General features: G+C 69.0%; 16 protein-coding genes. 7 read left to right on the top strand and 9 right to left on the bottom strand.

Annotated features, from left to right (window positions below; all coding sequences use genetic code 11):
* Window position 1 precedes the first annotated feature (1 nt).
* The gene (pheA, locus tag HAV18_RS19660; protein WP_166958722.1) at window positions 2-1,231 is read right to left on the bottom strand and encodes a prephenate dehydratase; all 1,230 of its coding nucleotides are present in this window, start codon (window positions 1,229-1,231) and stop codon (window positions 2-4) included.
* Between the two features lie 36 nt (window positions 1,232-1,267).
* A complete protein-coding gene (locus tag HAV18_RS19655) occupies window positions 1,268-2,359 on the bottom strand; it encodes a 3-deoxy-7-phosphoheptulonate synthase (protein ID WP_166958720.1) in 1,092 nt (363 codons plus the stop codon).
* A gap of 727 nt (window positions 2,360-3,086) precedes the next feature.
* Between HAV18_RS19655 and HAV18_RS19650 the strand changes: the two genes are divergently transcribed.
* On the top strand, window positions 3,087-4,175 hold the full coding sequence (locus HAV18_RS19650) for a sigma-54-dependent Fis family transcriptional regulator (protein ID WP_166958718.1): 1,089 nt from the start codon (window positions 3,087-3,089) through the stop codon (window positions 4,173-4,175).
* Window positions 4,176-4,221: 46 nt separating this feature from the next.
* Here the strand turns inward: HAV18_RS19650 and HAV18_RS19645 are convergent, their stop codons facing one another.
* Genes HAV18_RS19645 through HAV18_RS19615 form a run of 7 tightly spaced genes read right to left on the bottom strand, consistent with a single transcriptional unit; the run spans window position 4,222 to window position 12,201 of the window.
* Window positions 4,222-5,331 (bottom strand): LLM class flavin-dependent oxidoreductase, encoded by a 1,110-nt coding sequence (locus HAV18_RS19645; protein ID WP_166958716.1) that lies wholly within the window; start codon window positions 5,329-5,331, stop codon window positions 4,222-4,224.
* Window positions 5,328-6,056 (bottom strand): LLM class flavin-dependent oxidoreductase, encoded by a 729-nt coding sequence (locus HAV18_RS19640; protein WP_166958714.1) that lies wholly within the window; start codon window positions 6,054-6,056, stop codon window positions 5,328-5,330. The genes HAV18_RS19645 and HAV18_RS19640 overlap by 4 nt, the downstream gene beginning before the upstream one ends.
* Window positions 6,053-7,108 carry an LLM class flavin-dependent oxidoreductase gene (locus HAV18_RS19635; protein ID WP_166958712.1) on the bottom strand — a complete coding sequence of 352 codons (1,056 nt, stop codon included), beginning with the start codon at window positions 7,106-7,108 and terminating at the stop codon, window positions 6,053-6,055. The genes HAV18_RS19640 and HAV18_RS19635 overlap by 4 nt, the downstream gene beginning before the upstream one ends.
* A complete protein-coding gene (locus tag HAV18_RS19630) occupies window positions 7,105-8,127 on the bottom strand; it encodes an LLM class flavin-dependent oxidoreductase (RefSeq protein WP_166958710.1) in 1,023 nt (340 codons plus the stop codon). The genes HAV18_RS19635 and HAV18_RS19630 overlap by 4 nt, the downstream gene beginning before the upstream one ends.
* Window positions 8,124-9,497, bottom strand: a complete 1,374-nt coding sequence (locus HAV18_RS19625) for an LLM class flavin-dependent oxidoreductase (RefSeq protein WP_166958707.1) — start codon at window positions 9,495-9,497, stop codon at window positions 8,124-8,126. Before HAV18_RS19625 ends, HAV18_RS19630 begins: the two co-directional genes overlap by 4 nt.
* A gap of 13 nt (window positions 9,498-9,510) precedes the next feature.
* Complete coding sequence (locus HAV18_RS19620; RefSeq protein ID WP_166958705.1) at window positions 9,511-11,823, bottom strand: TonB-dependent receptor; 2,313 nt, start codon at window positions 11,821-11,823, stop codon at window positions 9,511-9,513.
* Between the two features lie 27 nt (window positions 11,824-11,850).
* Window positions 11,851-12,201, bottom strand: coding sequence for a hypothetical protein (locus tag HAV18_RS19615; RefSeq protein ID WP_166958703.1), 351 nt, complete (start codon window positions 12,199-12,201; stop codon window positions 11,851-11,853).
* On the opposite strand from HAV18_RS19615, the gene HAV18_RS19610 reads away from it, so the two are divergent.
* The 6 genes from HAV18_RS19610 to HAV18_RS19585 are packed head-to-tail and all read left to right on the top strand — an operon-like array spanning window position 12,200 to window position 19,471.
* Window positions 12,200-13,441, top strand: a complete 1,242-nt coding sequence (locus HAV18_RS19610) for an SfnB family sulfur acquisition oxidoreductase (protein WP_166958701.1) — start codon at window positions 12,200-12,202, stop codon at window positions 13,439-13,441. The two genes, HAV18_RS19615 and HAV18_RS19610, sit on opposite strands and share 2 nt — an antisense overlap.
* A complete protein-coding gene (locus HAV18_RS19605; protein WP_243771705.1) occupies window positions 13,441-15,069 on the top strand; it encodes an ABC transporter substrate-binding protein in 1,629 nt (542 codons plus the stop codon). Before HAV18_RS19610 ends, HAV18_RS19605 begins: the two co-directional genes overlap by 1 nt.
* A gap of 4 nt (window positions 15,070-15,073) precedes the next feature.
* Complete coding sequence (locus HAV18_RS19600) at window positions 15,074-16,075, top strand: ABC transporter permease (RefSeq protein ID WP_166958699.1); 1,002 nt, start codon at window positions 15,074-15,076, stop codon at window positions 16,073-16,075.
* Entirely contained in the window at window positions 16,072-16,905 is an 834-nt protein-coding gene (locus HAV18_RS19595; RefSeq protein WP_166958697.1) for an ABC transporter permease, read from the top strand. Before HAV18_RS19600 ends, HAV18_RS19595 begins: the two co-directional genes overlap by 4 nt.
* On the top strand, window positions 16,902-18,590 hold the full coding sequence (locus HAV18_RS19590) for an ABC transporter ATP-binding protein (RefSeq protein ID WP_166958695.1): 1,689 nt from the start codon (window positions 16,902-16,904) through the stop codon (window positions 18,588-18,590). Before HAV18_RS19595 ends, HAV18_RS19590 begins: the two co-directional genes overlap by 4 nt.
* Window positions 18,587-19,471, top strand: coding sequence for an alpha/beta fold hydrolase (locus HAV18_RS19585; RefSeq protein ID WP_166958693.1), 885 nt, complete (start codon window positions 18,587-18,589; stop codon window positions 19,469-19,471). The genes HAV18_RS19590 and HAV18_RS19585 overlap by 4 nt, the downstream gene beginning before the upstream one ends.
* The last annotated feature ends 41 nt before the right edge of the window (window positions 19,472-19,512 follow it).

The raw sequence follows: 19,512 nt of genomic DNA, 5'->3' as shown, positions 1-19,512 counted from the left end.
GTCATGTCTCTCTGCGAGCCGCAACCTGTGCCCGCGCGGCGGCGGGCACGCGGGCCCTCCCGCCGCGCACACGGGTGTCGCGAGCATTCGGTTCGATGCCAGCCGTCGGCGCGACATCAGGGCTTACGTTGCACGGATAGGACCCCAGCACGAGAAACCTCGTCGAGGTCTCCGCCATTTCGCTGAGCGCGGCGGCGATGAGTTCGTCTTCCGGATGACCGGCCAGTTCAAGATAGAACCGGTAGCTCCACAGTTCGCCCCGGATCGGCCGGGTTTCGATGCGCGTCACCGAGATCCCGCGTTGCTCCAGTGGCGCAAGCAGCTGCGCGAGACTGCCCGCCGCGTTCGCGATTTCCGCGAGTACCAGCGTACGGTCGTGCCCGGTTGGCGATCCGGGCGACGCGCCGACGACGAGAAACCGCGTACTGTTGAACGGGTCATCCTGGATCCCGTGGGCAAGCACCTGGAGTCCATAGATGCCCGCCGCACGCGCGCTGGCGATGGCGGCCTGCGCGGACGATTCGTGCGCCGCGTTGGCCGCCGCTGCGTTACTGGATACCGGCCGGCGCTCCACACCGGGCAGGTGTGTGTCCAGCCACTGGCGACATTGCGCCAGAGCCTGCGGGTGTCCCAGCACGCTTTGGACGCCTTCCAGATTGTCGGTGACGCAAAGCAGGCAGTGGACGACCGGCAGGATGATTTCCCCGGTGATCGGCAAGCCTGCCTGTTCGATCAGGTCCAGCGTCCGCGCCACGGGGCCTTCCGCCGAGTTCTCGACCGGTACGACCGCGTACGCAGCGGTACCGGCGATTACGGCATTGAAGACCTCGTCGACCGTCGCACACGGGAGCCGAGGCTGCCCGATGCCAAAGTGCGACACGGCGGCGTCTTCGCTGTACGTTCCGGCAGGTCCCAGATAGGCGGTAGGCAAAGGGAACGGTTGTCGTGCCGCGCGGCACGACCTGAAGATCTGCTGCCAGATTTCGTTCAAGTGAGCGGGCGCCAACGGGCCGCGGTTCTCGACGCCCAGACGTTCGAGAATCCGCGACTCCCACGAGGCCTGGGGCGACGGATGCCCGGCGCGCGGCTCCGTGCGGTCGATATGCGCGGCCTCCTCGCAGCGGCTGTTGAGCAGCGCGAGTATCGTCGTGTCGATCGCGTCGATGCGGGCTAGGCAAGCACCGATCTCATCCCCGTCGGGCTGCGGTGCGGTATGGCTGGCATTGATCATGGCGTAGTCGGATCCGGGGCTTTCTGAAGCGGTCTCTCAGCCGAACTGGACCTGCAACGGCTGGCTGGCGCCGGCAAGGAGCTTGCGTCGCCTTCGGACATCGAATGCGAGCCGCTGCAGAATGAGCGAGGTTTCCTGCCAGCCGATACATGAGTCGGTCACGCTTTGCCCATAGACAAGTGCCTTGCCCGGCTTCAGCGTTTGGCTACCGGCAACGAGGTTCGACTCGATCATGATGCCGGCGATTTGAGCATCGCCACGCGCGATCCGGGAACTCAGTTCGTCGCAAACCGACAACTGGTTTTCATGCTGCTTGCCGCTATTGCCATGACTGGCGTCCACCACCACGCGCGGCGTCAAGCCGTTCGCCGACAGCATGCTGCATGCCGTAGCGACACTTTGCTCGTCGTAATTGGGTGTGGGCCCGCCTCGGAGTACCAGGTGACCGGACTGGTTCCCCGGGGTCCTGCGCCTGACATAACGGCCATCCTGCGCAATGCCGAGAAAATGGTGCGGCCGGGATGACGCAAGGATCGCGTCGACGGCAACCTTGATGCCGCCATCGGTGCCGTTCTTGAACCCTATCGGGCAAGGCAGGCCCGACGCCATCTCGCGATGGATCTGGGACTCCGTCGTTCTTGCACCAATGGCCCCCCAGCTGACGAGATCCGACAAGTAGTGGTGGCTCGTTACATCCAGGAATTCGGTTGCAACCGGCAAGCCGATCGCGGCGATGTCGAGAAGGAGTTTGCGCGCCGTGTGCAAGCCGGCCGCGATGTCGCAGGTGTCATCCAGGTGCGGATCGTTGATCAAACCCTTCCAGCCCAGGCGTGTTCTTGGTTTCTCGAAGTAGACGCGCATCACGATTTCCAGATCCCTGCTCAACCGGCCGCGAAGGAGGGAAAGATATTCCGCGTACTGCAATGCCGCTGCGGTGTCGTGAATGGAGCAGGGGCCGACAATAACCAGAAGCCTGTCGGATATGCCATTCAGGGCATTCGATATGGCCGCGCGCGCATGCTCTATAAGCTGAAGATCCTCTTTTGGCAAATAGAGAATTTTCTTGAGATCGGATGGAGACACGAGCTCAGTGTCGAAAAATTCTTCCTTACCGTGCAGATATGACATCTTGAAGCTCCGAGGCAATTGCCAAAATGATTGTGCAAGGAAATATATGCAAATCCATAGAGCGAATTTATTTTTGCGAGATGCGCTCGGCGATTGAAAACAAAAGCGAAATAAACGAATTCTGTTCAATCCGGCTGATTTATTCGAACCGGTATGTATTGTTTCGTCGAACTATAGGAGGGTTAACGCTGCGGCGCAACATAAGAAATTTTTATTAGCAAATAGCAAAAATTCATATCGAGTCACTGTTGTTGTTTAAATTGATGGCGTGCCGATGGCATGGGAATAGTTGGAATTTGTTTATAAAAAGGAGAATTTAATTTGGGGTGTGATTGGCTGAGCGAATGAATTTGAAAGATTTTGGTATTTTATTTGAATGGTTTCGTCGTAATTCCGGCTCGAAAGTCATCCTGTTTATAGTTGGAGGGTTCTGAAACGAATACGACGGCCGCGTTACGGAATTGACCAGGATAATGTCCGTTGCAACCGTGAAACTGACGCCGGAATCAAATGGGACTGAGCGCTCCCAAAGGGGGCGCGCGTGGCTGCCGAACGGAAGCTTCCGGATACATCGGACATCCTGCCGGGCGGCGCACACGGGATTCGTTATCTGCGCGCGGCAGCGAAGCATCACAGCAATCGGCATTTTGCCTGTGCGCGGGGTTGACTATGATCAATCCCTTGGGCGGACGCCAGTATCGATAACCGGTTCGCCAGGGTTTGGATCATGGACAACCGCACAGATTTCCCTTCGCTCATTGCGCTGCCGGAAAGCGAGCATCGCCCCCTGTCGGTGCGCGCGAAGGCGCTCGTGTTTGCCGATCCCGCGTCGCGCGCGGTGCTGCGCTTCGTCGAGCAGATCGGGCCCAGTGCCGCGCCCGCGCTGATCATGGGCGAGACGGGCACCGGCAAGGAACTGGTCGCGCGTCATATCCACCATGTCAGCGGCCGCTCGGGCGCGTTCATCGCGGTCAACTGCAGCGCGATCAGTCAGCAGCTCGCGGAGAGCGAACTGTTCGGTCACGAGCCCGGCGCGTTTACCGGCTCGCAGGGGCGGCGCCTCGGTTACTTCGAGGAAGCGCACGGCGGCACGATCTTTCTCGACGAAATCGGCGATCTCGCGCCGCCGCTACAGGCGAAGCTGCTGCGCGTGCTGCAGGAAGGCGAGGTGACGCGCGTGGGCGCGACCCGCCCACGACAGGTCGACGTCCGCGTCGTCGCGGCGACCAACGTCGATCTCGAGCAGGCCGTGCTGGCCGGCAATTTCCGGATGGACCTGTTCTACCGGATCAGTCTCGCTCGCGTACGGTTGCCGCCGTTGCGCGAGCGGCCGCAGGACATCCTGCCGCTCGCCGAGCATTTCCGCGGGCGCTATTGCGCGCAGCTGAAGCGACCGCAGCCGATGCTGTCCGAGGGCACGGTCCAGGCGCTGCATGCGTATCCGTGGCCCGGCAATATCCGTGAGCTGGAAAACGTCATGCACCTCGCGCTGCTCGTGTCGAACGGCAACCTGATCCGCCCCGAGCACCTGAAGTTCTCGGAGGCGCTCGCCGGCTATGCGCTCGCGGACGCCGCCGCGACGACCCTGCCGCAGGACGACATCCGCACGGGCGTGCGCCGCCTGTTTCGCGCGCCCGGCGAAAGCCTGCTGCGCGACATCGAGGAACTGGTCGTCTCCGAGGCGTTCGAGCATTGCCGGTTCAGCCAGGTGCGCACCGCCGAGCTGCTCGGCGTCACGCGCAACACGATGCGCACGCTGCTCGCGCGCCACGGACTGCTCAACGAGCCACGCCCGGAATCCGCGCTCGACGACTGACCCGCCCGACGCGCGTCGCCGTCGCCCCGGTTCGCCGCCAGGCCCGTCAGGGCAGGCTGGCGCGTGCCAGCCGCATGCGCACGCGCGGCAAGACCTGCTCGCCCACGTGCGTCGCTTCCTCGAGGTTCGGATAGGACGACAGCAGGAAGGTCTCGATGCCGAGCGTCCGGTATTCGTGGATGCGCGCGGCGACCTGGTCGTAGCTGCCGACGATCGCGGTGCCCGCGCCGCCACGAATCAGGCCGACGCCGGCCCACAGGTTCGGATACACCTCCAGCTCGCGCAACGAGCGCAGCGCACCGCGGCTCAGGGCGGTCTGGCGCTGCTGGCCGACCGATTCGTAGGCGGCGAGCTGACGCTGCGCATCGACATAGGTCTGGTCGGAAATCTCGCTGAGCAGTTCGTCGGCGCGTGCCCATGCCGCGCGCTCGGTCTGGCGGGCGATCACGTGCACGCGCAGCCCGAAGCGGATCCGGCGGCCGTGCATCGCGGCCAGCGCGCGCAGCCGCGCGATGCGCTCGCGCACGGCGTCGGGCGGCTCGCCCCACAGCAGGTAGGTATCGGCCTGGCTCGCGGCCACCTGCTCGGCGAGCGTCGACGCCCCGCCGAGATAGATCGCGGGCGGGGTCGCGAGCGGCACGCCGGCATGCGAAGGGTTCAGCATGTAGTAGTGCCCGGCCACGGAATGACCGGCGCCCCGCCACAGGCGCCGCAATACCCGCAGGTATTCGGACGTCCGCTGGTAGCGCGCGTCGTGATCGAGAAAATCGCCGAGCGCACGCTGCTCGTATGCGCTCGAGCCGTTCACCGCGAACAGGCGCAGGCGGGCGCCGCTCATGCGCTGCAGGGTCGCCGCCTTGCGTGCGATCTGCTCGGGCTGCTCGAGCCCCGGCCGGAACGTCACGATCAGCGCGAGGCGATACGTTGCCCGTGCGAGCTGTGCGCTGACCAGCCACGGATCCTCGAAGCCCGCGGCCATCGGCAGCAGCAGGCTGTCGAAGCCCGCGGCCTCGGCCGCACGGGCGACGCCGCGCAGGTATTCGGGCGTAGCCGGCCGGAAGTCCTGCATGAAGGTCGGCGGCCGCGGCAGGCCGCTGTTGGCGAGATGGGGCCCGTCGCCGTTGGTCGGCAGGAACCACGCGAAATCGATGCTCATGCGTTGCCTCGCCGGTGGTTCATCCGGTGCGAGCCGCGCGTGCGGCGCGCGTCGTCGAAACCGAGCGTGCGCCGCAGCAGCGCGCCGGGCGGCGGCGGTGCGAGGCCGCGCGTGCGGTACGCGCGCTCGACGGCCGCTTCCAGCCGCGGCACGCGGGCGGGCACGAGCAGCCCGTCGCACCACGGCGCGGCGAACGCGATCTCGTGCCGCTCCGCGAGCGACCAGTAGACGGGAGGCCGCGATGCCGCGAGATCCGGCAGGCGCGCATGCTCGACGCGATAGTAGGTGCCGCGATACTGCAGCGCCGAATCGGCCGCCCACATCGCGCGCAGGAGCGACAGGAATTCGGCGCTGCGCGCGAGCCGCTGGTCGCGGTTCAGATGCATGGCCTGGTCGGTCGTGTCGATGTCCGGCGCGTCGGCCTCGCATGCGAGCAGCGCGCGGCCGCGGCTGAGCGACTGCAGGCTCTGCGCGAGATGGGCGGCCGCGACGGGCAGCATCGCTCCTGCCTGCAGTGTCACCATCACGCGCACGGCCGGCAGCACATCGACGAGCGCGGCGGCCGCCATCCACGGATCGGGACCGGCCGCCTGCGCGGGCAGCAGCACGGCATCGCAGCCGGCCGACACGCCGGCCTCGGCGATCGCAATCCAGTCGGCGGCCGGATCGGGCCGCGTGTCGTCGCAGCCGATGTCGAGCCGCAGCAGCAGACCCGGCGCGCTCATGCGGCGGCGAGGGCCGGCCGCCAGCCCAGCGCCGGCGCAATCGTTTCCGCGAGCGTGCGCAGCCGCGCGAGCGCGTCGTCCAGCGACGTGCTTTCCGATTGCACGACCGGCAGAAAATAATCGGCGAACGGCAGCAGCGCCGGGTCGCCGCGCAGGCTTTCGATCACGTCGTCCGGATGCCCGTAGTGGACGTTCAGCAGCCGCACGATCTGTTCGGGATCGGTCACGCCGGGATGGCCGCTCGTTGCGAGCCACGGGATATGCCGCACCACGTCGGGTGCGAGGGCGGCGAGCGCGGTGCGCCGGTCGCGTGCGGGAAATACCGCGCGCACCACGCCGATTCGCGGCGCCGGTGCAACGGCGTGAGCCTGTTCGCGCCACGTGTCGAGATACGCGTGCGCGAGCGGCAACTGCACGATGCGCGGATCGTGCACGGCGGTGCCGAGCAGCAGGCCGTTGCCGTGCCGGGCCGCGAATCGCGCGCCGTCGGGCGACGCATGCGAATGCCACAGGCGTGCGCGCACGCCCGGCGCCGCCGGTTGCAGCACGAGCGGCGGTGCATCGGCGGCGCCGTGTGCGAGCGGGCGGCCCGCGAGCGCGTCCTGCAGGCGCTCGAGCGCGCTCGCGAAGTGCGCCTGCCGCGTAGCGGCGTCGAGCCCGAACGCGGCGAACGCGTCGAGATTCGCGCCGCCGCTGCCGAGCCCGAGTTGCAGCCGGCCGCCGGCCAGCGAGTCGAGTACCGCCGCATCTTCGGCGAGCCGCAGCGGATCCTCGAGCGGCAGCGTGACGATGCCGGTGCCGAGTTCGATACGGCGCGTGCGTTGCGCGACGGCGGCCAGCAGCACGAGCGGCGACGGCAGCCGGCCGTACTCCGCGCGGAAGTGGTGCTGCGCGACGAAGCCACCGTCGAAGCCGAGCTGTTCGGCCGCGACGAACAGCGTTTCGAGCTCCGCGTAGACGCGGCGCGCGTCGCCGGTGCCGTGGACGTGCGTGAGGAAACCGAGCTTGAACGGCCGTTGCGCGGCCGGTGCGGGAGAGGGCGAATGTGTCATGTCGGGATCGGAGCGGAAGTGGGCGAAGCGGCTTCGATGGCTGCGGCGGCCGGCGTCCAGCCAAGTGCCGGCGCGATCGCGCCGGCGACGGCTTCGAGCCGCCGCAGTGCGTCGCGATGCGACGTGCCGGTCGTCTGTACCTGCACGACCAGCTCGGTCGCGCCGGTAAACGCTGGATCGGCTTGCAGCGCGGCCGCGATGTCGGCAGATGCGCCGCGCAGGACTCCGAAGCGATCGAGCAGCGCGGGGATGTCGGCTGGCGCCGGCGCCGGGGTACCGCTCGCGTGGGCGAGCCGGGCCGCGTAGCGCAGGATGTCGGGACCGAGCGCGGCCTCGACGCTGGCCGCGTCCGCGCCCGGCACGACCGCTCGCACGAGCGCGACGCGCGGCGCGCGCGGATGCGTCCAGGCGCGGCGATAGCGTGCCACGAGCGCCGCTTCGCCGTCCTGTTCCGGACGCGTGCGCGCGACGATCAGCCCGAGGCCGTCGCGCGCGACCGCCTCGGCATGGCTGGTCGCCTGCCAGAGACGCGCGGCCAGCGTGGGCGCACCCGGTTGCAGTGTCGCGCCGGCGGGACCGAGCGGCGCGCCGTCCAGCGCGCGCCGCAGCGTCGCAAGGGCATCGGCCTGCCGCGCCGAGCGCGTGTCGAAATCGCGGCCGAACGCGGCGAACACGTCCGGCTCGAAGCCGGCGCCGACACCGAGCTGAAGGCGGCCGTCCGCCAGTGCATCGAGCACGGCCGCATCCTCTGCGACACGCAACGCCGATTCGAGCGGCAACACGATCACGGCGGTGCCGAGCGCGATGCGCCGCGTGCGGCGCGCGGCGGCCGCCAGCAGCACGAGCGGCGACGGCAGCCGGCCGGTTTCGCTGCCGAAATGGTGCTGGGCCACCCATGCGCTGTCGAAGCCGAGCGCTTCCGCCGCCTCGATCAGCGCGAGCGTGTCGTGCAGCACGCGCGGCGACGGATCGGGCGCATAGACGCGCGTCAGCACGCCGAGACGAAACGGGCGCGTCATGCGGCACCTCCGCCGACCGGTGCGACCGTATCGCCGCGCAGCGACGACGGGCGCCGGAAGAACGGCGGGCGCGGCAGGCCGAGCTGATCGCGCAGCGTCGGGCCTTCGTACTCGGTGCGGAACAGCCGGCGGCGCTGCAGCTCGGGCACGACCAGGTCGACGAAATCGTCGAGCCCGCCGGGCACCCAGGCGAACGCGACGTTGAATCCGTCCGCCCCGTACGACAGGAACCATTCCTCGAAGCGATCGGCGATGGTCTTCGGCGTGCCGGTCACGACGCCCGCGCTGGCAAAGCGCTCGTAGAGCTGGCGGATGGTCAGGTTCTCGCGACGGGCGAGATCGACGATCAGCTGCTGCCGGCTCTTGCTGCGATTGCTCGGCGGCAGGTCGGGCAACGGCCCGTCGAGCGGATAGCCGGACAGGTCGAAATCGCCGGCATTGTCGGCGAGCAGCCGCAGCCCGAGCACCGGGTCGATCAGGTCCTGCAGGGCGCGCAGCTTGTCGCGCGCTTCGGTTTCGGTCGCGCCGACGATCGGCATCACGCCGGGCAGGATCTTCAGGTGCGCCGGGCGGCGGCCGTGATGCGCGAGCCGGCCCTTGACGTCCGCATAGAACGCCTGTGCGTCGTCGAGCCGGTGCTGCGCGGTGAAGATCACTTCCGCGCAGCGTGCCGCGAGTTCGCGGCCCGCCTCCGACGAGCCGGCCTGCACGAGCACCGGATGCCCTTGCGGCGCGCGCGCGACGTTCAGCGGGCCGCGCACGCTGAAGTGCGGCCCGTGATGATCGAGCACGTGCAGCTTGCGGTGATCGAAATGTAGGCCGGCAGCCTTGTCCTCGATGAATGCGTCGTCTTCCCAGCTGTCCCACAGCCCCGCGACGACGCGCTGGAACTCGTCGGCGCGCGCGTAGCGCTCGGCGTGCGCGAGGTGCGGGCTCGCGCCGAAGTTCGCCGCTTCGTCGGGCACGACGGACGTGACGAGGTTCCACCCCGCGCGGCCGCCGCTCAGGTGGTCGAGCGACGCGAACTTGCGGGCGACGTGGTAAGGCGCGTTGTAGGTCGTCGTCGCGGTCGCGATCAGGCCGATGCGGTGCGTGACGGCCGCCAGCGCGGCGAGCAGCGTGAGCGGCTCGAAGGTGTCGGCGCGCGCGCTGCGGCGCAGCGAGTCGACGTGGCTGCCCTGCGTCGCGACCACGTCCGCGACGAACAGCGCATCGAGCTTGCCGCGTTCGGCCGTCTGCGCCATGCGGCGGAAATGCGCGAAGTCGCGGTTGCCGTTCGGCTGCGCGAGCGGATGGCGCCAGCCGACGACATGGCTGCCGGCGCCGTTCAGCATCGCGTTGAGTTTCAGGGTGTCGGTGCGGCGCGTCATCCGGCGGGCCTCCTCAATACGTGTAGGTCACGCGCACGCCGACCGTGCGCGGCTGCCCGGCCGCGGCAACGTTCGTGCCGGGCAGGAAGAAGTTCTTCGTCAGGTCGTATTGGCGGTTGAACAGGTTGCGCGCCCACAGCGCGACGTCCCAGTGCCGGTCGGGCGACGTGACGGTCAGGCTCGCGTTGACGAGCCAGTAGCTGTCGACCGTGTAGTTCGGGCCGAGCAGCAGCAATTGCGAATACGCGTCGCGATAGCTGTAGTTCGTCTCCGCGCGCAGCCGGTAGCCGCCCGCGAGCCAGCTGTATGCGACCTGTCCGCCGTAGCTCAGGCGCGGGAAGCTGAGTGCGGTGCCGTTGTAATCGGTGAACACGTTGTGGCCGCTGGCCGCCGACGCCTGCGTGTTGTACGTGACGAACGGCGACGTGTACTTGCCGCTCTTGTAGCCGACGTACTGCGAGATTTCGAGCCCGCGCACCGGCTGCCATTTCAGGTCGGTCTCGAAGCCGTCGATGCGCGATTTCGGCGCATTGACGAATGTGCCGACCAGCGATTGGGAGTTCGGGTCGAAGGTGGCCGACAGCACCTGCTGGTCGCGGTAGTCGTAGTGGAACGCCGACACGTTCCAGCGCAGCGAGCGCGTGAGGTCGCTCTTGAAGCCCACCTCGTACGCGGTCAGCGATTCGGGCTTGAACGGCGCGAGCGCGTTCGAATTGCCGGTGTTGTGCGCGGTGAAGCCGCCCGACTTGTAGCCGCGGCTCACCGTCGTGTAGAGCATCGTCGCCGGCGCGAGATCGAACTCGAGCCCGACCTTGCCGGACGTGCCGTTGGACGTCAGCGACTGGTTCGCGTCGCCGCCCTGGAAGCCCGCGAACGGCACGAACGACGGCGTCAGCATGCCCGACGTGAAGCCGCGCAACTCGCGCTTCTCGTGTTCCTGGCGCACGCCGACGATGCCGCGCAGGCGTTTCGTGATGTCGTAGGTCGCCTGGCCGTAGACACCGAGCGTATCGACCGACTGCCGGTAGCGCGTAAGCGCGATGAAGCCGAGCCGGTCGCTGAAGTCGGAATAGAACTTCTCGTCGAGATCGTCGTGCGAGTAGAACAGGCCGGTGACCCAGCGCAGCCGCGTGTCGCCGCGCGACGACGCGCGCAGCTCCTGCGTGACTTCGTTGACGGTGTCGTCGAAGTACTCGTCGGAGTCGTGGTATTGCGTCGCGTCCCAGTCCGCATATTCGCGGCGGTGCAGGTAGTTGTACGCGGTAATGCTCTTCAGCTCGACCGGGCCGAGATTCCACGTCGCGGTCAGGTCGACGCCGCCGTTCAGGTTGTTCCGCCCCGGCTTCGCGTCGGTCGACAGGCCCGTCGCGCGCGAAAACGCCGGGCTCACGCCCCAGCCGGTCTTCGTGTGATCGGCATCGGCCGGGATCACCTCGCCGGTCTTCGGCGACGTATACGGCGTGAACAGGTAGAGGCCCTCGTTGTCGGATTTGTCGAAGCCGCCGTGCGCACCGACATGCAGCTTGAAGTCGCGCGTGACGTCCCAGTCGAGCTGTCCGCGCGCGGCGGCGCTGTCGTGGTTGCCGAGCGTCTGGTTGGTCACGCGGTTGTTCTGCCATGCGCCGAAGTCCTGCGTCGTGAACGCGAAGCGGCCGCGCACGCGATCGCTCAGCGGCCCGGACACGTAACCCTCGGTCGTCAGCAGGTTGTGCGAGCCATATTCGACGCTCGTGCCCGCTTCGAAGTCGCGGGTCGGCTGGTTCGTGATGAAGTTCACCGTGCCGCCCGTCGTGTTGCGGCCGTACAGCGTGCCCTGCGGGCCGCGCAGCACCTCGACGCGCGCGATGTCGAACAGTTGCCCCTGGGTCTGGATCGGCAGTGCATACGCGACGTCGTCGACGTTGATGCCGACCGTCGACGCGTTGTTCGACGTGTAGTCGTTGAAGCCGACGCCGCGAATGCGGAACTGCGGCTGGCCGCCGCCGAACGCCGGCTCGACTTCGACACTCGGGGTCGCGTGCTGCAGGTCGTTGACGGTCTCGACATTGAGCGTCTTCAGGTCGCGGCCCGAGATGACCGACATCGAGGTGCCCACCCGCTGGGCCGATTGCAGCCGGCGCTGGGCCGTGACGACGACGTCCTTGAGCTGTGTTTCGGCGATCGGCGCGCTGGTCGTCGCACGCGTCGCGCTCTGCGACGCGGTGGCCGGCGCAGCGGTTGCGGCCGGCGCCGCCGTCAGGTTCGGCGATTCCTGCGCATGGAGCCCCGATGCGGCCGTCAGCAGCGCCGACGCTCCGATCGAGGCGCTCAACATCGTGTATTTCATCCGTATATCCCCAAGTCGATGCGCGTGTCATGCGGGTGGTCCGGCGCGGCGCCGCGCATCCGGTCGATGGCGCCGCGGATCGGCGGCGCGTGAGCGGGGATTCGCAAAAGGTGTACCAACCTGCGCTTCGCCACGCCCCGCAACGGGTTGACGCTGAAAGGGCAGGCTGGCCGCTCGCAACTGCGCCTCCGTCTTTCCGTCGTTTTGCTGGAATTCCAGCAGTGCCGTCGCGCGGGGCGCGGCGTGCTGCTTTTGCGCCATCTCGCTGGAAATCCAGCGCGCCGCATGCGGCGTCATGGCCGCACAGGCCGGCCGGATGGTGGTGGCACGGTGCTTGCTCCCGACGGAGGCCATGTATCTGTCCACGAGGATCTTCATGAACGCCTTCACGTCCGCCGACACGCCTGCTCGCGCGTCTTCCCCGCTTTCCTCCCGCCCGCCTGCGAGCCGCATCGCCGACGACGCGCATGCGCTCGAAACCGCGCGCCGTCTTGCCGGCGAGCTGTCGCGCGACGCGTCGCAGCGCGACCGCGAGCGGCGGCTGCCGTTCGCGGAACTCGACCTGTTCTCGGGCAGCGGGCTCTGGGGCATCACCGTGCCGCGCGCATTCGGCGGCGCGGACGTGTCGCTCGCGACGCTCGGCGAGGTCGTGCGGACCATCGCACAGGCGGACCCGTCGATCGGCCAGTTGCCGAAGAATCACTTCCACGCGCTCGACGTGCTCCGGCTGACGGGCGACGACGCGCAGCGGCGCAAGTTCTTCGGGCTCGTGCTCGACGGTGCGCGGATCGGCCATGCGGCGTCCGAGCGCGGCACGAAGAACGCGCTCGAGATCGGCACGCGGCTGACGCGGCGCGGCGGGCGGCTCGTGCTCGACGGCCAGAAGTTCTATTCGACGGGGGCGCTGTTCGCGGACTGGATCGCGGTGCTCGCGCTCGACGACGACGGCCGCTACGTGCAGGCGCTGGTCGAGCGCGACCGGCCGGGGCTCGAGATCGTCGACGACTGGAGCGGCTTCGGGCAGCGCACGACGGCGAGCGGCACGCTGACGCTGGCGGGCGTCGAGGTCGACGAACAGGACGTGGTGTCGATCCAGGCCGCGTTCGAGCGGCCGACGCTCGCGGGCCCCGTGTCGCAATACCTGCACGCGAACATCGACGTCGGCATCGCGCGCGCGGCGCTGGCCGACACGCTCGAGTTCGTGCGTACACGCAGCCGGCCGTGGGCCGACAGCGGCATCGCGCGCGCGTCGGACGATCCGTACGTGATCCGCGACGTCGCGGACGTGCAGATTCGCCTGCTCGCGACCGAAGCGCTGCTCGACCGCGCTGCCGTGCTGCTCGAGGCGTTGCCGGCCGAACTCGACGATGCGCAGGTGGCGCACGCGTCGGTGCAGGTCGCGGCCGCCAAGGTGCTGAGCACCGAGCTCGCGATCCTCGCGACCAACAAGCTGTTCGAACTGTCGGGCACGCGCTCGGTGCTGAGCGAATACAACCTCGACCGTCACTGGCGCAATGCGCGCACCCATACGCTGCACGACCCGGTGCGCTGGAAATATCACGCGATCGGCAACTACGTGCTCAACCAGGTCAACCCGCCGCGCCACGGCTATCTGTGATGAACGACACGCTTTTGAATCCGTCGCCGTTCGCACCGGAAGACCCGGCGCGGCGCCGCTACGTGCTCGCTGCCGCCGGGGCCGCGGCAGGGATCGGCGGCGCGGCCCGCGTGTTCGCGGCGGATGCCGCCGTGGCGCCGGTGCGCGGCGGCACGCTGTCGCTGTTCGCGCAGCCGGAGCCGCCGTCGCTGGTCAACGCGCTGACGCCGCACGTCGCGTCGCAATACGTGGGCGGCAAGATCTTCCAGGGGCTGCTCGGCTTCGACCCGCAACTGCGGGCGGTGCCGGTGCTCGCGCGCAGCTGGCGGGCATCGGCCGACGGGCTGACCCACACCTTCGAACTGCAGCCGGGCGTGCGCTGGCACGACGGGCAGCCGTTCGGCGCGCACGACGTGGTCGTCACGCTGAACGAAATCGCGCCGCAGGCGCTGCCGCGCACGAAGGTGACGTTCGACAAGTACGTCGCGTCGATCGACGCGAGCGGCCCGCTGCAGGTAACGATCCGCCTGAAGAAGCCGTACGCGGGGCTGATCAACCTGCTCGGCAGCGGGCTGCTGCCGATCGTGCCGGCGCACCTGTACCAGGGCAAGGATCCTCGCAACAATCCGGCGAACCTGCATCCGGTCGGCACCGGGCCGTTCGTGTTCCGTGAATGGAAACGTGGCGCGTACATCCGCCTCGCGCGCAACCCGGATTACTGGAAGAAGGGGTTGCCGCATCTCGACGGGATCGTATTCAACATCGTGCCCGACGCGGCCGCGCGCTCGATCGCGTTCGAGCGCGGGCAGATCCATGCGCTGCGCGCGGGCGACGTCGACTACTCGGACATCGCACGGCTTGCGAAGCTGCCGGGCGTCGCCATCACGACGCAGGGCTGGGAGCTGTTCACGGGGATGGCGTTTCTCGAACTGAACCAGCGCAAGCCGCCGTTCGACAACGTGCTCGTGCGGCAGGCGGTGCTGCATGCGCTCGATCGCCAGTTCATCGTCGACCGGATCTTCTTCGGCTACGGAAAAGTCGCGAACGGGCCGTTCGTGTCGTCGTCGCCGTTCTACGATCCGAACGTGCCGCGCTTCGCGTACGACCCGGAACGGGCGCGCGCGCTGATTCGGCAATCGGGCGTCGATGTCGGCAAGTTTCCGCTCGTGCTGCTCAACGGCGAAAAGGGTGGTGCGTGGGAACGCGTCGCCGAGTACACGCAGCAGGCGCTCGGCCAGGCCGGGTTCCGGCTGCGCGTACAGACGACCGATGCGGCAGGCTGGTATGCGCGTGTCGCGAACTGGGATTTCGACCTGAGCTACAACTTCCTGTTCCAGAACGCGGATCCCGATTTCGGCGTCGCGCCGCTGTACCGGATCGACGGCATCTCGAAGGGTTCGCCGTTCGGCAACGTCGAGGGCTACCGCAACCCGAAGGCCGACGCGCTGTGGGACGCGGCCGCGCTGGATACCGATCCGGCCGCGCGCCGCGCGCGCTATGCGCAGCTCCAGACCACGCTGGCGAACGACGCGGCGATCGCGAACATCTTCGAGATGGTCAACCCGACGGTGTACCGGCGCAACGTCCACAACCTGCTGCGCACGGCCACCAGCGTGAACGACAGCCTCGAGGACACGTGGATCGGATGATGCGATGAACACGGTGCTGCGATTGACGTCGACGGTGCTGCGGGGCCTTGCGGTCGTGCTCGGCGTACTGATCGTCAACTTCTTCCTGGTCCGGCTCGCGCCGGGCGACCCCGCGCTCGTGCTCGCCGGCGACGCGGGCTCGGGCGATGCCGCGTACGTCGAGCGGCTGCGCGCGCAGCTCGGGCTGAGCCGGCCGCTCGTCGAGCAGTTCGGGTTGTATCTGCGCGATCTCGCGCACGTCGATTTCGGCTTCTCGTACCGCAACCAGATGCCGGTGCTGCAGCTCGTCGCCGAGCGCCTGCCCGCGACGCTGTTGCTGATGGCGGTCGCGTTCGCGATCGCCGTGGTCGCCGGCGTGACGGCCGGCGCGGTGGCGGCGTATGGCGATGCGCACGGCGGCCTGTGGGCGCGCCGCGCGGCGCGCGCGATCGGCGCGCTGGCGGTGGTCGTCTATGCGACGCCGCTGTTCTGGCTGTCGCTGATGAGCGCGATCGCATTCTCGGTGGTGCTCGGCTGGCTGCCGTCGTTCGGCATGGAAAGCGTCGGCGCCGGCTATACGGGGTGGCGCCACGCGCTCGACGTGGCCGCCCACCTGGTGCTGCCCGCGACGACGCTCGGGCTCGTGTACGGCGCGATCTTCGTCCAGCTCACGCGCGCCGCGATGCTCGAGGTGATCGAGTGCGAGTTCGTGCGAACCGCGCGGGCGAAAGGCGCGTCCGAGCCGCGCGTGATGATCCGTCACGTGCTGCGCAACGCGTTGCTGCCGGTCGTCACGCTCGGTGGGTTGCAGCTCGGGCAGCTCGCGGGCGGCGCGCTCGTCACCGAGATCGTGTTCGCATGGCCGGGGCTCGGCGGGCTGATGTACGACGCGCTGCTGCAGCGCGACTATCCGGTGCTGCTCGGGCTGCTGGCCGTGGTCGCGGCGCTCGTGGTGGGGTTCAACGCGCTGACCGACCTGCTGTATGGCCTCGTCGATCCGCGCGTCGACTGGCAGGAGGCGCGATGACGGGGCGCTTCCTGCGCCGTTTCGCGCGCACGCCCGGAGCGGCGGCCGGCACACTGTTTCTTGCCGTCGCCGCGTTCGTTGCGCTGACCGCGCCGCTGTGGCTGCCGTCGCCGTGGCGCATGGCGGGCGAGCCGTTGCTGCGGCCGCTGCTCCACGCGGGCCATCCGCTCGGCACCGACATGCTCGGTCGCGACGTGCTGGTGGGGCTGCTGTGGAGCGCGCGGGTATCGCTGTTCGTCGGGCTCGCGGCAACCGCCGCGACCTTCGTGCTCGGCGCGTCGGTCGGCGCGCTCGCGGGCTGGTGCGGCGGCTGGATCGACCGCGCGCTGATGGCGCTCGCGACGCTGTTCCAGACCGTGCCGCAATTCGCGGTCGCGGTCACGATCGCGGCGGTGCTCGGCGCATCGCTCGAATCGACCATCGTCGCGATCGCCGCGGTGTCGTGGCCGGCGATCGCGCGGCTCGTGCGCGCCGAATTCATCGGGCTGGCGCGCCGGGAGTTCGTGCTGGCGGCGCGGCTCGCCGGCGAGTCGCCGGCCGCGCTGGTATGGCGCCAAATCCTGCCGCACGTGTGGCCGCCGCTCGCGGTGCTGGCCGCGCTGATGGTCGCGAGCGCGATCCTCACCGAGTCGGCGCTGTCGTTTCTCGGGCTCGGCGATCCGTCCCAGATGAGCTGGGGCTTCATGATCGGCGCGGCGCGCAACGTGATGCGCGACGCGTGGTGGCTGAGCATCTGGCCCGGGCTCGCGATCGTCGCGACCGCGCTCGCAGTCAATCGCGTCGGCGAAGGCTTGCGCCATGCATCGACGATGGCGGAGCGTGTGCGATGAGCGCCGCGCCGCTGCTGTCGATCGAGCGGCTCACGCTCGCCTTGCCGGCCGGTGCCGAGCGTCGCGATGCGGTACGCGACGTGTCGCTGACGATCGCGCCCGGCGAAGTGCTGTGCGTGGTCGGCGCGTCCGGGTCGGGCAAGTCGCTGCTTGCGGCCGCGATCGCCGGCCTGCTGCCGCGAGGCGTGCGGCACGCCGGCGGGCGCATCGCGCTGCGCGGCCGGGATCTCGCGCACTGCAGCGACGCCGAGTGGCGCGCGATTCGCGGCCGCGACGTGTCGATGATCTTTCAGGAGCCGCTCGCCGCGCTGAATCCGTTGATGACCGTCGGCGCGCAGGTCGACGAGGTGCTGCGCATCCATCGCGTGTCGAGCGGGCGTCGCGAGGGGGCGGCGCGCGTGACGGCCTTGTTGCGCGACGTCGGCCTGCCGGAGCCCGAGCGCCTGCGTCATGCGTATCCCGACGCGCTGTCGGGCGGCCAGCGTCAGCGCGTGCTGATCGCGATGGCGCTCGCCCTCGAACCGGCCCTGCTGATCGCAGACGAACCCACCACCGCGCTCGATGTCACCACGCAAGCCCGCATTCTGGCGCTGATCGAGCATGCGGCCCGCACGCGACGGACCGGCGTGCTGCTGATCACGCACGACTTCGGTGTGGTCGCCCGCGTCGCCGATCGCGTCGTGGTGTTGCGCGATGGCGAGCCGGTCGAGAGCGGCCGCGCGGCCGACGTGCTGCGCGCGCCGCGTCATCCCTACACGCGCGCGCTGCTCGATGCCGTGCCGCACGGTCGGGTGGAGCCGCGTGCCGTCGTCCGCAGCGGGGCGCCGCTGCTGGAGGTGCGCAACCTGCACAAGCGCCATGCGCCGCGCCGCGCGTTGCCGTTCCTGCCGGCGCGAGGCCGGCAGGGCGTCGATGCGCTGATCGACGTCGGCTTCACGCTGCATGCCGGCGAGACGCTCGGTATCGTCGGCGAATCGGGTTCCGGGAAAACGACGCTCGCGCGCGCGCTGGTGCGGCTGGCGCGGGTGGACGCGGGCCGCATCGTACTGCGCGGCGAGCACGATCTCGCGCACCTGACCGAACGGGCGCTGCGGCCGCTGCGTCGCGACATCCAGATGGTGTTCCAGGATCCGTATGCATCGTTGAACGCTCGCCAGACGATCGCGCAGATCGTCGCGACCGGTCCGATCGCGCACGGCGTCGGCCGCGCTGCCGCGTATCGGCTCGCGGCCGACCTGCTCGCGCAGGTCGGCTTGCCGGCGGACGCGCTCGGCCGGTATCCGCACGAATTCTCCGGCGGGCAGCGGCAACGCATCAGCCTGGCGCGTGCGCTGGCGCTCGATCCGTCGATCCTCGTGGCCGACGAAATGGTGTCGGGGCTCGACGTGTCGGTGCAGGCGCAGGTGCTCGAGTTGCTTGCGTCGGTGCAGCGGCGCCGCGCGATGGCGATCGTCTTCGTCACGCACGACCTGCGCGTGGCTGCGCAGATCTGCGACCGGATCGCGGTGATGCGCGCAGGGCGGGTCGTCGAACTGGGCGACACCGCGCAGGTTTTCGGCGCCGCGCGTCATCCGTACACGCGTGCGCTGCTCGATGCGATGCCGGTGCTGCCCGAGCGAATCCCCGCGACCGACAGGAACGGTGCCGCCTCGCACGTCCACCGAATCAACGAGGAGCAATCATGACGTCCGTTTCGAACTTCGCGGCCGCCGCCTCGGCGGTCGTGGCTGGCGCGCCGGTCGAGGTGCGCGCGGGGCGCACGCTGAGCGTCGCGCATCGCGCGGCGCCACCGGGTTCGCCGCATGCGGGCACCGTGCTGTTCTTCGCGCATGGCGGCGGCGGCAACAAGAACCAGTGGCGAGACCTGTGGCGAACCTTCGCCGATGCAGGCTACGGGCTCGTGGCATGGGATTTTCTCGGCCACGGCGACAGCCCGCGGCCCCCGGCGAAAAGCGGCGCTTACCACGGCGACGAAACGCTGCGCGACTATCTCGCGCTGTTCGACCGCTACAAGGGGACGCACAACGTGCTGGTCGCCCATTCGCTCGGCACGGGCAGCACGCTCGCCTTGCTCGCGCGGCTGGCCGCGCTCGGTCGGCTGCACGAAGCGGGCGGCGCGCTGCTGCTCGGCACCCGGCTCGCGCGCCCGGTGACACGACCGTCGGCGCTGCCGGGCTGGCTGCTCGAATGGATCAAGCCCGTGTTCGCGCGGCGCTTCCGGCGGCTCGCATGGCACCCGCAGGCCGATCCGGCGCTCATCGCCTACGAGTCGCGCATCGCGCGCCGCAACCGCATGTCGACGTTGCAGGCCGTGGTGCGCGATGCGCCGTGGCCCGATTCGGCCCGGCTGGCCACGCTCGACCTGCCGGTCGCCGTGCTGGCCGGTGACGCCGACGGCCTGACGCCGCCCGCCGGCGGACGCGCGCTCGCCGATGCGTTGCCGAACGCATCGTTCGGCGTGCTGCCCGCCTGCGGCCATCAACTGATGCTCGAGCAGCCCGATGCGGTCAACGCCGCCTTGCGGTCCCTGCTCGAGCGCGTCGTCCAGCCGGCTCCTGCGCCATGAGCGCCCGCCGATGGACCATGAAACAGCCGGCCCGGATGCCG

Origin of the sequence: Burkholderia sp. D-99 (assembly GCF_011605345.1) — a bacterium.
Taxonomy (GTDB): Bacteria; Pseudomonadota; Gammaproteobacteria; order Burkholderiales; family Burkholderiaceae; genus Burkholderia.
This window is presented reverse-complemented; position numbering and strand designations above follow the sequence as displayed.

Excerpts from the sequence above, each read along its gene's own strand:
- pheA (WP_166958722.1), bottom strand. The coding sequence starts at position 1,231 with ATGATCAATGCCAGCCATACCGCACCGCAGCCCGACGGGGATGAGATC.
- HAV18_RS19655 (WP_166958720.1), bottom strand. The coding sequence starts at position 2,359 with ATGTCATATCTGCACGGTAAGGAAGAATTTTTCGACACTGAGCTCGTG.
- HAV18_RS19650 (WP_166958718.1), top strand. The coding sequence starts at position 3,087 with ATGGACAACCGCACAGATTTCCCTTCGCTCATTGCGCTGCCGGAAAGC.
- HAV18_RS19645 (WP_166958716.1), bottom strand. The coding sequence starts at position 5,331 with ATGAGCATCGATTTCGCGTGGTTCCTGCCGACCAACGGCGACGGGCCC.
- HAV18_RS19640 (WP_166958714.1), bottom strand. The coding sequence starts at position 6,056 with ATGAGCGCGCCGGGTCTGCTGCTGCGGCTCGACATCGGCTGCGACGAC.
- HAV18_RS19635 (WP_166958712.1), bottom strand. The coding sequence starts at position 7,108 with ATGACACATTCGCCCTCTCCCGCACCGGCCGCGCAACGGCCGTTCAAG.
- HAV18_RS19630 (WP_166958710.1), bottom strand. The coding sequence starts at position 8,127 with ATGACGCGCCCGTTTCGTCTCGGCGTGCTGACGCGCGTCTATGCGCCC.
- HAV18_RS19625 (WP_166958707.1), bottom strand. The coding sequence starts at position 9,497 with ATGACGCGCCGCACCGACACCCTGAAACTCAACGCGATGCTGAACGGC.
- HAV18_RS19620 (WP_166958705.1), bottom strand. The coding sequence starts at position 11,823 with ATGAAATACACGATGTTGAGCGCCTCGATCGGAGCGTCGGCGCTGCTG.
- HAV18_RS19610 (WP_166958701.1), top strand. The coding sequence starts at position 12,200 with ATGAACGCCTTCACGTCCGCCGACACGCCTGCTCGCGCGTCTTCCCCG.
- HAV18_RS19615 (WP_166958703.1), bottom strand. The coding sequence starts at position 12,201 with ATGAAGATCCTCGTGGACAGATACATGGCCTCCGTCGGGAGCAAGCAC.
- HAV18_RS19605 (WP_243771705.1), top strand. The coding sequence starts at position 13,441 with ATGAACGACACGCTTTTGAATCCGTCGCCGTTCGCACCGGAAGACCCG.
- HAV18_RS19600 (WP_166958699.1), top strand. The coding sequence starts at position 15,074 with ATGAACACGGTGCTGCGATTGACGTCGACGGTGCTGCGGGGCCTTGCG.
- HAV18_RS19595 (WP_166958697.1), top strand. The coding sequence starts at position 16,072 with ATGACGGGGCGCTTCCTGCGCCGTTTCGCGCGCACGCCCGGAGCGGCG.
- HAV18_RS19590 (WP_166958695.1), top strand. The coding sequence starts at position 16,902 with ATGAGCGCCGCGCCGCTGCTGTCGATCGAGCGGCTCACGCTCGCCTTG.
- HAV18_RS19585 (WP_166958693.1), top strand. The coding sequence starts at position 18,587 with ATGACGTCCGTTTCGAACTTCGCGGCCGCCGCCTCGGCGGTCGTGGCT.